The following is a 14,106-nucleotide window of genomic DNA, read 5'->3' on the forward strand; positions in this document are numbered from 1 at the left end:
GAGGAAGCCTTGCGGCTTACTGGAACTTGTAGGAAACGCCGACCTCGTAGCGACGGCCGTAGCGCTCCCAGGTCAACACCTGGCGCGGGTCGTTGTTCTGGAACGTGGTGAAGATCTTGTTCGACAGGTTCGAGCCCTGCGCGATGATCGTCAGGCCGTCCAGCGGACCGTGGTCGAAGGTGTAGCTGACCTGCGCGTCGTAGGTGCTGCCGCCACCCACCGTCTGCTCGATGCGCGAGGCACTGATGCCCGACACCTCGCCCAGGAAGCTGGAGCGGTAGCTGTCGCTGACGCGTGCCTCGAAGCCGGCGTGCTGGTAGTACAGCGTGCCGTTGGCAACCCACTTCGACAGGCCCGGCACCGTGATCGGGTTGGAGTTGCCCGGGTAGACCAGCGAGCTCTTGGTACGGTTTCCGGTGACGATGGCGCCGAAGCCGTCGAGCTGCGAGGCGATCAGGTTGAACGGCAGGTTCAGGGTGACCTGGGCGCCCTTCACGTAGCCACGACCATTGTTCTCTGGGCCGGACACCGTGCCCAGCGTCGTGCCGAGCTGGGCCAGCTGGGCCGAGGTCAGGCCGAACGGGAGGAACGAGCTGAAGTCGTACAGGAACGCCGAATTCGGGTTGATGTAGTCGTGCAGCGCGATGAAGTAGCCCGACACCGCGAAGTAGCCACCACCGCCGGTGCGGCACAGGTCGGAGTTCTTCTGGTCGCTCGAGTTGCACTGGAAGCTGCTGCCGCCCGAGAAGTAGTGCTCATAGCTGACGTTGTAGTTGTCGGCCATGGTGGGCTTGAGCTTCGGATTGCCGCCGGACGCGCTGAAATAGGCCTGGTTCGGGTCGGTCGACGACAGGTGGGTGATGTTGCCGCTCACCGAGAGGCTCGCATTCATCTGGTCCATGCGCGGGCGGGCCAGCGTGCGGGCTGCGCTGACGCGGAAGTCGTCATCCTGGCTCAGGCCGAAGATCAGGTTGGCGCTGGGCAGGTACTTGTTGTAGCTGGTGCTGCCCTTGACCGGGATCAGGGTGATCGCATTGCCGGTGATCGCGCTGCCCGGGGCCACGCGCTCGCCCTCGGCACTCTGCGAAGTGTGCTGCATCTGCACGCCGAAGTTGCCGCGCAGGCTGACGTTGCCGAGGTAGGTATCCAGGTTGAACTGGAAGTACGGGGTCAGCACCTTCTCCTTGGTCTTCCAGTCCGGCGGAGTGGACAGCGAGGAGCCGAAGGTCGGCACGCCGACCAGGGTGCCGTTGGCGATCAGCGCCAGCGGGTCGTAGCAGAGTTGCTGGCTGATGCCCATCCAGGCCAGCGGGCTGCAGGTGGAGCCGCTGAACGGCGCGGAGGTGACCGCACTGCCGCCGCTGATGGTGCCGCCGCCCAGGGTCAGGAAGGTCTGGTCGATGTGGTAGGACTTGTGCCGCTCGCTGTGCGCCACGCCGAACTCCAGGCTGGAGAACGGGCCGCTGACGAAGTCGCGCTCGACGGCCAGCTTGAGGTTGGCCAGGTAGTCGACGGTATGAGGTGCGTTGATGAAGCCCGCCTGCACCACGTCGTTGCCGCCACCCCAGCCCTGCGGGTCGGTCAGCACGATGCCGTTGGTATAGTCATACGACGGGTTCACGTACAGCAGGCCGTTGCCCTGCTCGACAAAGCCGATGGTGTCGGTCGGGCCGGACTTGTTGAAACCCAGACCGGAGTAGCTCTCGAGGTTGATGTCGCGGCGGGTGGCGCGCGAGTAGTTGCCCACGAGGTCGGCCGACCAGTTGTCGTTGATGTGGAACTTGTTGTCCCAGTTGAAGTTGTAGACGCGTGCGCTGGTCTGGTTGTAGTCGTTGCGGATGACCGGCGACAACGTGGTGTAGGTGCCGCTGGTGATCAGGCCGTTGCTGGCGGTGTAACCCGGCTGCAGGGTCGCCGAACCCCAGGCGAGCGGCAGCTCCATGCCCTTGGCCTGCTGCACTTCCTTGAAGTTGTCGTACGTCATGTCGATGGTGCCGGTGTAGTGCTCGTTCGGCTCCCACTGGAAGGTGGCGAGCAGACCGTTGCGCTTCATCGTGTCGGAGATGCCGTAGTTCTTGGCACCGCCCACCACGCCATTGCCAGCGGCGACGGCATTGTCGGTCGGATAACCCCAGGGCGCCTGGTGCTCGATCTCGGCCGGGTTGGACTCGAAATCCACGCCCAGGGTCACGCCCATGGTGTGGTTGGCGAACTGGTTCACCCATACGCCGTTGAGGTTGTAGCCCTTGTTGCTGACGCCCTTGCCGGGGGACAGTTCGGACATGTCGTTCCAGACGTAGCGCGCGTTGACGGCGGCTTCCGGCTTGGACTTGTCGAGCGGGCGGATGGTCTGCATGTCGACCGTGCCGGCCAGGCCCTGGCCGATCAGGTTGGCCTGTGGGCTCAGGTGCACGACGACGGTGTTGAACCAGCTCGACGGGTACTGGTCGAACTGCACGTCGCGGTTGTTCGAGGTCGACACCTGCTGACCGCCGTTGACCAGTGCAGTGGAGAAGTCCGGACCCAGGCCGTGGATGGTCAGCACCTGCGGGCGACCGCTGACGGTCTGCACCGCGAGGCCCGGCAGGCGGCCCAGGGTGTCGGCGATCGACACGCCCGGCAGCTTGCCGATCTGCTCGGCCGAGACGGCCTCGACGATCGAGTTGGCGTTGCGCTTGACCGCCGTGGAGTTTTCCAGGCTCGAGATGAAGCCGCTGACCTCCACTGCCTGCAGCTTGGTGCTGGTGCTCGGACGCTGCTTGCCATCGGTCTTCTTGCCGCTCTGCGCGGCGGCCTGGTCGCTGTTCTGCGAACTGTCACCGGACTGCTGGCCCGCGGCCGTCGCTGCATCCGCCTGCGCGTGCGTGGCCACCATGAACATGGCCGATGCCAGCGCCGCGCTGAGCAGATTGCGCTTGAGATTCAACATGTACGCCTCCCCTTGGAAAATCGATTTGATTTCGCCGGGAGTACCGTTGGATGAGTGATCCGGTCTGCCCGTTGCGAACGACATTTGTGGTTTGCCGTCGGGGCGGGATGTTAGTCCTGCCCAACGCGCTTGCGCGCAAACCTGCATACGTATTCATAACAATCGAGGGGCGGCCTATCGCTTTGTTGCAATTGATATTTTTGCTTGCGGCGGTGCAATACGTTGCGCCTTGAGAAAGCGCTTCCATTGTTATTTTCTTTGGCTTCTCGTCATTGGTGCGTTGCGGCAATGTTGGCCGCCACCAGGCGGCCGTGCGCGCTTGGCGGATCGTCGGACGGGAGTGTTGCGAAGCGCTGCGCAGGGAGTCTCGCGACCGCCGTCTGGCCGTGCAGCAGCTCGGCTGAAATTCGGTATGGACGTCTAGACGTCGATGTCTCGCAAGCCGCTTCGCGCTGCGGTTTCCGGCGACGGCCGTACGCGCGGCGACGGTCCTGTGGATACGCGGTCGCGACCGGTGCGTGGGTGGGTCCGGGCATGGCGGACGCCATGCATGGCTCTTGGCACGGGAAAGATCGGACCGGTTACGATGATGCTGCGCTTGCGCAAGGGGATGTCGGTGGCCGTCGATATCCGGCAAACCGCGTCATGGCAAGGAGTGGAGGCGCCGCTGGTGGTCTGCATGGATGTCCTGCGGAAGCTGCGTATGCCGCGTCGCATCATGTGTGGTGGTGTTCGCGTCCCCGAGACGCACAGGATGAATACGTATGCAGACCCATCGGAAGGCAACGGACGCGCCTTTAAGCTCCCCAGCCATCGCTGCGCTCATCGCAGCACGCGCGAGCCCGAACAGGGCAGGGCGCGTTCGCCGGGATCAATACATGCAAAAGCAACCGTGGTGGCGCGGAGGCGTCATCTACCAGATCTATCCGCGCAGTTTCCTGGACACGAACGGCGACGGTGTCGGCGATCTGCCGGGCATCATCGAGCGGCTCGACTACGTGGCCAGCCTCGGCGTCGATGCGATCTGGATCTCGCCGTTCTTCAAGTCGCCGATGGCCGACTTCGGCTATGACATCGCCGACTACCGCGATGTCGATCCGCTGTTCGGCACCCTGGACGACTTCGATCGCCTGCTCGCCAAGGCGCACCGCCTCGGCCTGAAGGTGATGATCGACCAGGTGCTCAGCCACACCTCGATCGAGCACGCCTGGTTTCAGGAAAGCCGACAGAGCCGCGACAACCCGAAGGCCGACTGGTACGTGTGGGCCGATGCGCGCGAGGACGGCACGCCGCCGAACAACTGGCTTTCACTGTTCGGCGGTTGTGGCTGGCAGTGGGAGCCACGTCGCGGGCAGTACTACCTGCACAACTTCCTTACCTCGCAGCCGGACCTCAACTTCCACAATCCGGTTGTGCGCGAGGCGATCCTGGACAGCGTGAAGTTCTGGCTCGACCGCGGCGTCGACGGGCTGCGGCTGGACGCGATCAACTTCTGTTTTCATGACGCTCTGCTGCGCGACAACCCGCCCAAGCCGCGGCACGAGCGCGTGGGTCGCGGCTTCAGCCCGGACAATCCGTACGCGTTCCAGCGCCACTGGTACAACAATACGCAGCCGGAGAACCTCGCGTTCCTCGAGCAGCTGCGTGCGCTGCTGGATCGCTACGACGAGGTGGCGGCGCTGGGCGAGATCTCCTCGGAAGACTCGCTGGCGACCATGGCCGAGTACACCACCGGCAAGCGCCTGCACCTGGGCTACAGCTTCGAGCTGCTCACCGAGGATTTCAGTGCGGGCTACATCCGCAGCACCGTCGAGCGGCTTGAGGCGCAGATGACCGAGGGCTGGCCGTGCTGGGCGATCTCGAACCACGACGTCGAACGCGTGCTCTCGCGCTGGGGCAACGGCGATGCCTCGCCGAAGCTGGCCAACCTGCTCACCGCGATGGTCTGTTCGCTGCGTGGCTCGGTCTGCGTCTATCAGGGCGAGGAGCTTGCGCTGACCGAGGCCGAGGTGCCGTACGAGGCGCTGCAGGATCCCTACGGCATCGCGTTCTGGCCGAACTTCAAGGGGCGCGACGGCTGCCGTACGCCGATGCCGTGGAACGACCAGCCAAATGCTGGGTTCAGCGCAGGCAAGCCGTGGCTGCCGGTGCCGGCCGACCATGCGGCGCGCTCGGTGCTGGAGCAGGAGGATGCGCCGGAGTCGGCATTGAAGGGGTTCCGCACCTTCATGCACTGGCGCCGCACGCAGCCGGCCCTGTGCTGGGGCGACATCCGCTTCCTCGACACTGCCGAGCCGGTGCTGGCGTTCACCCGTACGCTGGATGGCCGCACCGTGCTCGCCGCGTTCAACCTCTCGGCGCAGGCCGCCTCGCTCGACGTGTCGGCACTGGGCTTGCTCTCGCCGCTGGATGGCCACGGCCTCGCATCGGGGGCGATCGACGGCGACACGCTGCACCTGCCTGCGCATGCGGTGATGTACGCGGCCATCGGCTGACCCTGCCGTGAGCTTCCGGATTCGCCTGGACGACCTGCAGGGTGCGCCGGTGCAAGCGCTGCTGCGCGAGCACCTGGCAGGCGTGGCGCTGCACTCGCCGCCGGAGAGCATCCACGCACTGGACCTCGACGGTCTGCGCGCGCCGGGCATGAGCTTCTGGACGGTGTGGGAAGGCGAGGAGCTGCTCGCCTGCGGGGCATTGAAGGAGCTGGATGCGGCCCACGGCGAAGTGAAGTCGATGCGCACGGCTGCCGCGCATCTGCGCAGGGGTGCGGCACGGGCGATGCTGGAACATGTGGTGGCCGAGGCGCGCCGCCGCGGTTATCGCCGCCTGAGCCTGGAGACGGGCACCGCCGCGGCGTTCGAGCCGGCCCATTGGCTGTATGCGGCGGCCGGCTTCGTGCCTTGCGGACCGTTCAACGGTTACGTCGAAGATCCGTACAGTTGTTTCATGACGCGTGCGCTGTAGGAGCGACTTCAGTCGCGATGCCTGGCTCCGGGTTACATCCAAGAGCATCGCGACTGGAGTCGCTCCTACAGGGTAGGTGAGCTTTTGGCTCGACGTGGGAGGGGTTTCAGCCCCGACGCTCTCCCCGCGATCGATCAGATCCCCGCGTACCACTCATAGCCGTAGTCTTCCCAGTAGCCGCCGTTGCCGCCGGCAATGTTGGCGAACGAGTCCACCAGTTCGATGCGGGCGATGTACTTGGCCTGCTTGTAGCCAAGCTGGCGGCTGACCCGCAGGCGCAGCGGCGCGCCGTTCTTGATCGGCAGCGGCTTGTCGTTGAGCCCCCAGGCCAGCAGGGTCTGCGGGTGGCGGGCCTCGGGGATGTCCACGCTCTCGTAGTACGGCTCGCCCGGGTCCATCTCGTCGTAGCAGTGGAACACCACGTAGCGCGCCTTCGCCTGCACGCCGACCTTGTCCAGTACGTGCGACAGCCGCGTGCCGTGCCATTTGCCGATTGCGCTCCAGCCTTCCACGCAGTCGTGGCGGGTGATCTGCGCCACCTGCTCGATCTGCTTGAGGTCGTCGATGGAGAACGACATCGGCCGGTCGACCAGGCCGCCGACCTGCAGCCGGTAGTCGCGAAAGCCGTTTGCGAGCAGCGCCTGGTAGGCCGGGGTGGTCGGCATCGCGGTGCCGTTGGAGCGGAACACCGGTGACAGGTCCGCCTCGGTGTATTCCTTCGCCAGGGCGCTGGACGGTGCCAGCAGCGCCTGCACGCGACGGTTGAGGCCCTGCGCCTTGTTCAGCACCTTCGGACCCCAGCTGCTCCCGGAGATCCTGTCGCAGCCGGCGAGCACCAGGCTGGCTGCGCCGCCGACCGCCAGGCGCAGGAACGAGCGGCGGTCAGTCATGGCGGTTCTCCGTGGCCTCGTCGGCTTTGCCGGGAATGGGTGTCTCGTCGATCCGGTACCAGCCGGTAATCATGCCGCGCAACTGGTTGAAGGCGCCGGTAATGATCACCTCGAACACGTGGATCAGCACGAAGGCGACGAAGCCCCAGGCAATGATGAAGTGGATGGTGCGCGCGCTCTGCCGGCCACCCACCGCCTCCACCAGCGGCGACAGCACCGCATCCATGCGCGGCGACATCGCCAGCCCCATCAGCACGATGCCGATGCCGAACACCAGGATCACCACCAGGTAGGCCAGTCGCTGCAGGATGTTGTAGCGCAGCGCCTCCTCACCGTGCGGGTGCTTGAACTTGAGGTGCTCGACGATCGAGCGGCCGATGCCGCGCCAGTCCTGCTTCGTCGGCACCAGGTCGCGCTGGAAGTGCCGCGTGACCAGCGAGTAGCCGAGGTAGCACAGCCCGTTCAGCACGAACACCCAGGCGAAGAAGAAGTGCCACTGGCGGCCCATCGCCAGCCAGCGCGGACCGGGAACGGTCAGCCAGGAGGGGAAGCCGCGCACCTGCGGCTGACCATCGGGTCCGGCGGACACGCCGAGCACGCCGGTGGTGACGAACTCGTGGCGGCCGACGCGAGTGACGCCCACCAGCTTGCCGTCGGCGCCCATGCGCGCGTCCAGCGCCAGGATCTCCTTGCCGGGATCGGAGCGGTTGCCCAGCGACAGGCTGGGGTGGGCGTTGAAGATCTGCAGGCCGCTCATGAACAGGATCGAGAGCGCGATCACGTTGATCCAGTGCATCAACCGGATCGGCCAGCGGTGCCGATAGACCAGCCGGCCGTGGCGCGTGGCGGTCGCGGTGCTTGGCGGGGGCGTGTCGACCAGACTCGGGCTGTTCATCCGTTGCGCTCTCCATGGAGGGTTGGGTTGCCCGGTCGAGCGGACATTCCGGCGGTGCATTCGTCGGGCGCGCCGGCGAGGTTACACCCGGGGCATGGCGTTGACGCCGGTTTGCCCTGGCCGCGGGCATGATGCGCGGCGGTGCCATCCATGGCGATGGCGTGATTTCTTTCGATCCGGAAGCTGCACATGACCCGATCCAGCTCGCACGCCGATGCCTTCGTCTTCTTCGGCGCCACCGGCGACCTCGCCTACAAGAAGATCTTCCCCGCGCTGCAGGCCCTGCTGAAGGACGGCGAGCTGGACATGCCGATCATCGGCATCGCCAAGGCCGGCTGGTCGCTGGATCAGTTGAAGGCGCGGGCGCGCGAGTCGCTCGAGCACGCTGGCACGGTGGACGAGGACGCCTATGCCCGCCTGTGCCGGCAGCTCAGGTACATCGACGGCGACTACGCCGACGACACCACGTATGCGCAGCTTCGCGAGGCGCTGCGCGATGCCCACCGCCCGTTGCACTATCTGGCGATTCCTCCCAGCCTGTTCCCGACCGTGGTGCAGGGCCTGGCTGAGGCCGGCTGCGCACGCGATGCCCGGGTAGTGGTGGAGAAACCGTTCGGCCGCGACCTGGCGTCTGCGCGCGCGCTGAACCGCGTGCTGCACAGCGCGTTCGACGAGTCGGCGATCTTCCGCATCGACCACTACCTGGGCAAGGAGGCGGTGCAGAACCTGCTGTACTTCCGCTTCGCCAACACCTTCCTCGAGCCGGTATGGAACCGCGACTACGTGCAGAGCGTGCAGATCACCATGGCCGAGGACTTCGGCGTGCAGGGCCGCGGCGCGTTCTACGAGGAGGCCGGCGCGATCCGCGACGTGGTGCAGAACCACCTGTTGCAGGTGACCGCGCTGTTGGCGATGGACGCGCCGGTCGGTCACGACGCAGCCTCGCTGCAGGCGGAGAAGCTGCGGCTGTTCCGCGGCATGCGGCCGCTGCGGCCCGAGGAAGTGGTGCGCGGCCAGTTCGACGGCTACCGCGACGAGCACGGCGTGGCCGACGACTCCAACGTCGAGACCTTCGCCGCCCTGCGCCTGCACATCGACACCTGGCGCTGGGCCGGCGTGCCGTTCTATATCCGCACCGGCAAGTGCCTGCCGGTGACCGCCACCGAGATCCTGGTCGACCTGAAGGTGCCGCCGCTGGCGATCTTCGACACCATCGAGCCGCCGCAGTCGAACTATTTCCGTTTCCGGCTCAGCCCGGAGGTGGTGATCTCGGCCAGCACGCGGGTCAAGCAGCCCGGGGCTGAGATGCGCGGCCAGTCGGTGGAGCTGGTCGCACGGCGCGACACCGCCGACCAGCAGACCCCGTACGAGCGCCTGCTCGGCGACGCGATGCGCGGCGACGCCACGCTGTTCACCTCCGATGCCAGCGTGGAGGCCGCCTGGGCGGTGGTCGACCCGGTGCTCGACCTGGCCGAGCCGGTGCTCGGTTATCGCCCCGGCACCTGGGGGCCGGCCGCCGCCGCAGCGCTGGTGACCGACTGCGAAGGTTGGCACGATCCGGCACCCGACGCGGCCGGCGTCGCCACGATGCCTTCCCCGGCGGCACGCTGATCGCGTTCGCTTCGGTTTACTCTAGGGGGCCGCCTTTCCCCGATGCCGGGTCCCGACGACCGGCGTCCCTCACTCCGATGGAACGCCCGTGACTTCTTCCCCGAATCCCGAACTCACCCAGCGACCCGAGTGGCAGGCGCTGCGCGCGCATGCCGAGGCCAAGGGCCAGCGCCACCTGCGCGAACTGTTCGCCGCCGATCCGTCGCGCGGCGAGCGCCTGACCGCCGAGGCGGTCGGCCTGTACATGGACTTTTCCAAGCAGCGCGTGGACGACGAAACCCTGCACCTGCTGCGCCAGCTGGCCGAGGCCTGCGACTTGGCCGGGCGCACCGCGGCGATGTTCGACGGTGCGAAGATCAACGTCACCGAAGACCGCGCCGTGCTGCACACGGCGCTGCGTGCGCCCGCGCATGCCAAGGTCGAGGTGGACGGTGAGAACGTGGTGCCCGACGTGCACGCCGTGCTCGAACGCATGGCCGCGTTCGCCGACAAGGTGCGCAGCGGCGCCTGGCTGGGCCACACCGGCCAGCGCATCCGCAACGTGGTGAACATCGGCATCGGCGGCTCGGACCTGGGCCCGGTGATGGCATACGAGGCGCTGCGCCACTACAGCCAGCGCGAGCTCACGTTCCGCTTCGTCTCCAACGTGGACGGCATCGACTTCGTCGAGGCCACGCACGACCTGGACCCAGCCGAGACGCTGTTCATCGTCTGCTCCAAGACGTTCACCACGCTGGAGACGCTGGCCAACGCGCAGGCCGCGCGGCGCTGGTGCCTGGCGGCGCTCGAGGACGAGGCGGCGATCGCCCGCCATTTCGTCGCGGTGTCGACCAACGAAAAGGAAGTGGCGAAGTTCGGCATCGACACCGCCAACATGTTTGGCTTTTGGGACTGGGTCGGCGGGCGCTACTCGATGGATTCGGCGATCGGCCTGTCGACGATGCTGGCGATCGGCCCGGACGGCTTCAGCGACCTGCTCGCCGGGTTCCACGCGATGGACGAGCATTTCCGCAGCGCCCCGCTGGAGCGCAACCTGCCGGCGTTGATGGGGCTGATCGGGATCTGGAACACCAATTTCCTCGGCGCCGAGACGGTGGCCGTGCTGCCGTACGAGCAGTACCTGAAGCGTTTCCCCGCCTACCTGCAGCAGCTCACCATGGAGAGCAACGGCAAGGGCGTGACGCTGGACGGCCGCCGCGTGGACTACGCCACCGGCGCGATCTATTGGGGCGAGCCCGGCACCAACGGCCAGCACTCGTTCTACCAGCTGATCCATCAGGGCACGCGGCTGATTCCCTGTGACTTCATCGGCGTCGGTCGACCGCTCAGCGCCTTGCCGCTGCCCGACGGCAGCGACCAGCACGATCTGCTGATGGCCAACCTGATCGCCCAGGGCGAGGCGCTCGCCTTCGGCAAGACCGCCGAGGAAGTGCGCGCCGAAGGCGTGGCCGAGGCGCTGGTGCCGCACAAGACCTTCCCCGGCAACCGGCCCAGCACCACGATCCTGGCCGAGCGGCTCACCCCGCACGTGCTCGGCGCGCTGGTGGCGCTGTACGAGCACGCCACCTTCGTGCAGGGCGTGGTGTGGGGCATCGACTCGTTCGACCAGTGGGGCGTGGAGCTGGGCAAGGTGCTGGCCAAGCGCACTGCCGCCGAACTCACCGCCAGCAGTGATGCCGAACTCGCCCACGACAGCTCCACCAACGCCCTGATTCGCCGCTATCGCCAGCTGCGCGACGGCACCTGACGCACCCGGTGCAGGAGCCGCCTCGGCGGCGATGCTCTTGGCTTGTGCCGAGAGAAAGCATCGCCGCCGAGGCGGCTCCTACAAGGGGCTTCGCGCACTGCTGCATTCCGTGAACTTCTTCGAGAAACCATGAACCCAACCCTCAGCCCGCTCGCCGGCAAGCCGGCCCCCGCGTCGATCCTGATCGACGTGCCGCAACTGCTCGCCGCCTATGCCGACCTGGTGCCCGACCCGTCGGTGCCGGCGCAGCGGGTGGCGTTCGGTACCTCCGGTCATCGCGGCTCCTCGCTCAGCCGCAGCTTCAACGCCGCGCACGTGCTGGCGATCAGCCAGGCGATCTGCGACTACCGCGCCATGCAGGGCATCGACGGCCCGCTGTTCGTGGCGATCGATACGCACGCGCTCTCCGCGCCGGCGTTCGAGCACGCACTGGAAGTGTTCGTGGCCAACGAGGTCACCGCCATGATTTCGGCCGGTACGCCGTACACGCCCACGCCGGTGCTGTCGCACGCGATCCTCACCTACAACCGCGGCCGGACCGACCACCTGGCCGACGGCATCGTGCTGTCGCCCTCGCACAACCCGCCGGCCGACGGCGGCTACAAGTACAACCCGACCCACGGCGGCCCGGCCGACACCGACGTCACCCGCTGGATCCAGGACCGCGCCAACGCGCTGCTGGCCGACGGGCTCAACGGCGTGCGCCGGGTGCCCTACGCGCAGGCGCGCCGCTCGTCGCGGGTGATCGAGCTCGACTACGTGGCCAGCTACGTGTCGGACCTGGCGAACATCGTCGACTTCGACCTGATCCGCGCTGCGGGGCTGAAGCTCGGCGTCGATCCGCTTGGCGGCTCGGGCGTGCACTACTGGGGGCCGATCGCCGAGCGCTACCGGCTCGACCTTACCGTGGTGAGCGAGGTGGTCGACCCGCAGTTCGCCTTCATGTGCGTGGACTGGGACGGCAAGATCCGCATGGATCCCTCGTCGAAGTACGCGATGGCCGGGCTGATCGCGATGAAGGACCGCTTCGATGTCGCCTTCGCCTGCGACACCGACCACGACCGCCACGGCATCGTCGCAAGAAGCAGCGGACTGATGCTGCCCAACCATTACCTCGCCACCCTGGTCGACTACCTGTTCCGCCACCGTCCGCACTGGCGTGCCGACGCGGCGGTGGGCAAGACGGTGGTCAGCAGTTCGCTGATCGACCGCGTGGCCGAGCGGCTGGGGCGGCGGCTGTACGAGGTGCCGGTGGGCTTCAAGTGGTTTGCCGACGGCCTGTTCGACGGCTCGCTCGGCTTCGGCGGCGAAGAGAGCGCCGGAGCGTCGCTGCTGCGCATGGATGGCGCGGTGTGGAGTACCGACAAGGACGGCCTGGTGCCGTCGCTGCTGGCGGCGGAGATGGCCGCGTGCGAAGGGCGCGATCCCGGCGAACTGTATGACCGGATCACTGCCGATCTCGGCAGGCCGTATTCCGATCGTGTCGATGCGCCGGCCACCGCCGATCAGAAGGCGCGGCTGGGCAGGCTGTCACCGGCGCAGGTGTCGGGCACCGAACTGGCAGGCGATCCGATCACCGCGGTGCTGGACAAGGCGCCGGGCAACGGCGCGGCGATCGGCGGGATCAAGGTGGTGACGGCGCAGGGCTGGTTTGCCGCGCGCCCGTCCGGCACCGAGGCGATCTACAAGATCTACGCGGAAAGCTTCCGGGACGAGAACCATTTGCACAGCCTCATCGCCGAGGCGAATAAGATGGTGGATGCGGCGCTCGCCGTCTGACCCAAGACCCGCTCCAAGGAGTCCCCCCGATGTCCCCGACGACGCCCAGCCGGTATGCGCCGGCCCTGCGCTGGCTGCACTGGACCATCTTCGCCTTCGTGCTGATCGCCTACCTGGCGATCAATCTGCATGAGGTCTTCCCGCGCGGCAGCGCCCTGCGCAGCAATGTGCTGGCCGGACACTTCCTGGCTGGCATCGCGGTGCTGCTGCTGGTACTGCCGCGACTGGCGGTACGGTTCGCGCATGTCGATCCGCCGATCCTGCCGCCGCCGGATCGCTGGACCCGCCTGTTGAGCAAGGTGACCCACCTGGCGCTCTACCTGTTCCTGATCGCCCAGCCGATCATGGGCATCGCGACGCTGCAGATCGGCGGCCATCCGATCACCTTCTTCGGCGTGACCGTGCTCCCGGCGCTGTTCGGGCCCGGCAACCGCGAGCTGGCCCACCAGTGGGAGGAGATCCACGGCACGGTCGGCACCATCTTCTATTACGTGATCGGGCTGCACATCCTCGGGGCGTTGTGGCATCACTTCGGCCGCAAGGACAACACCCTGCGGCGCATGCTCTGACCGATCGCCACCACAGGGGACATCCATGCATCATCGACACCGCGAGCGCCACGTCACCGAGCGCATGGGCTGGTTGCGCGCCGCCGTGCTCGGCGCCAACGACGGCATCGTGTCCACCGCCAGCCTGGTGATGGGTGTGGCGGCGGCACACGCCAGCCAATCGGCGATCCTGGTCGCCGGCACCGCCGGCCTGGTGGCCGGGGCCATGTCGATGGCAGCCGGCGAATACGTGTCGGTGCATTCCCAGTCGGACAGCGAGAAGGCCGATCTGGAGCGCGAGCGGCAGGAGCTGGCCACCGACGTGGAGGGCGAGCACAAGGAGCTGGCGGCGATCTACGTCGGCCGCGGGCTCGATCCGCAACTGGCCCGCCAGGTGGCCGAGCAGCTGATGGCCCAAGATGCGCTGGACGCGCACATGCGCGACGAGCTCGGCATCACCGAGGCGCTGAAGGCGCGACCGCTGCAGGCAGCCGTTGCCTCGGCGGTCAGCTTCGCCGCGGGTGCCGTGCTGCCGCTGCTGGTCGTGGCGCTGGCATCGCCGAAGGGGCTGCTGCCGTGGGTGTTCGGCACCTCCCTGGTGTTCCTGGCGCTGCTGGGTGCCGTTGCCGCCCGTACCGGCGGCGCCAGTGTGCGGACCGGCGCCACGCGCATCACCTTCTGGGGCGCGCTGGCGATGGCGATCACCACCGGCGTGGGCATGCTGTTCGGCGTGGCGGGCTGAT

The 14,106-nt window shown here is 67.2% G+C and carries 10 protein-coding genes; 7 read left to right on the forward strand and 3 right to left on the reverse strand.

Features of this window, described 5'->3' with window-relative positions; translation table 11 throughout:
- Positions 1-16: 16 nt before the first annotated feature.
- A complete protein-coding gene (locus NC595_RS06545) occupies positions 17-2,929 on the reverse strand; it encodes a TonB-dependent receptor (protein ID WP_253565501.1) in 2,913 nt (970 codons plus the stop codon).
- 878 nt (positions 2,930-3,807) lie between these two features.
- On the opposite strand from NC595_RS06545, the gene NC595_RS06550 reads away from it, so the two are divergent.
- Both NC595_RS06550 and NC595_RS06555 read left to right on the forward strand, forming a co-directional pair.
- The gene (locus NC595_RS06550) at positions 3,808-5,424 is read left to right on the forward strand and encodes an alpha-glucosidase family protein (RefSeq protein WP_253565503.1); all 1,617 of its coding nucleotides are present in this window, start codon (positions 3,808-3,810) and stop codon (positions 5,422-5,424) included.
- A 7-nt stretch (positions 5,425-5,431) separates the two neighbouring features.
- Positions 5,432-5,893: a GNAT family N-acetyltransferase gene (locus NC595_RS06555; RefSeq protein WP_253565504.1), complete on the forward strand. Its 462-nt coding sequence runs from the start codon at positions 5,432-5,434 to the stop codon at positions 5,891-5,893.
- A 134-nt stretch (positions 5,894-6,027) separates the two neighbouring features.
- Here the strand turns inward: NC595_RS06555 and NC595_RS06560 are convergent, their stop codons facing one another.
- A complete protein-coding gene (locus NC595_RS06560) occupies positions 6,028-6,783 on the reverse strand; it encodes a molybdopterin-binding protein (protein ID WP_253565506.1) in 756 nt (251 codons plus the stop codon).
- On the reverse strand, positions 6,776-7,678 hold the full coding sequence (locus tag NC595_RS06565; RefSeq protein WP_253565508.1) for a cytochrome b/b6 domain-containing protein: 903 nt from the start codon (positions 7,676-7,678) through the stop codon (positions 6,776-6,778). The genes NC595_RS06560 and NC595_RS06565 overlap by 8 nt, the downstream gene beginning before the upstream one ends.
- Before the next feature lie 189 nt (positions 7,679-7,867).
- Here NC595_RS06565 and zwf point away from each other — a divergent pair, with 189 nt between their 5' ends.
- The 5 genes from zwf (at position 7,868) to NC595_RS06590 (ending at position 14,105) form a co-directional block, all read left to right on the forward strand.
- Positions 7,868-9,289, forward strand: coding sequence for a glucose-6-phosphate dehydrogenase (zwf, locus tag NC595_RS06570; RefSeq protein WP_253565509.1), 1,422 nt, complete (start codon positions 7,868-7,870; stop codon positions 9,287-9,289).
- Between the two features lie 88 nt (positions 9,290-9,377).
- Positions 9,378-11,036 carry a glucose-6-phosphate isomerase gene (gene pgi, locus NC595_RS06575; RefSeq protein ID WP_253565510.1) on the forward strand — a complete coding sequence of 553 codons (1,659 nt, stop codon included), beginning with the start codon at positions 9,378-9,380 and terminating at the stop codon, positions 11,034-11,036.
- A 129-nt stretch (positions 11,037-11,165) separates the two neighbouring features.
- Complete coding sequence (gene pgm / locus NC595_RS06580) at positions 11,166-12,815, forward strand: phosphoglucomutase (alpha-D-glucose-1,6-bisphosphate-dependent) (RefSeq protein ID WP_253565512.1); 1,650 nt, start codon at positions 11,166-11,168, stop codon at positions 12,813-12,815.
- A 29-nt stretch (positions 12,816-12,844) separates the two neighbouring features.
- Positions 12,845-13,384 carry a cytochrome b gene (locus NC595_RS06585; protein ID WP_017462067.1) on the forward strand — a complete coding sequence of 180 codons (540 nt, stop codon included), beginning with the start codon at positions 12,845-12,847 and terminating at the stop codon, positions 13,382-13,384.
- Between the two features lie 25 nt (positions 13,385-13,409).
- Complete coding sequence (locus NC595_RS06590; RefSeq protein WP_253565513.1) at positions 13,410-14,105, forward strand: VIT1/CCC1 transporter family protein; 696 nt, start codon at positions 13,410-13,412, stop codon at positions 14,103-14,105.
- Position 14,106: the final 1 nt, after the last annotated feature.

Source organism: Dyella lutea (assembly GCF_024158035.1).
Lineage (GTDB): Bacteria > Pseudomonadota > Gammaproteobacteria > Xanthomonadales > Rhodanobacteraceae > Dyella_A > Dyella_A lutea.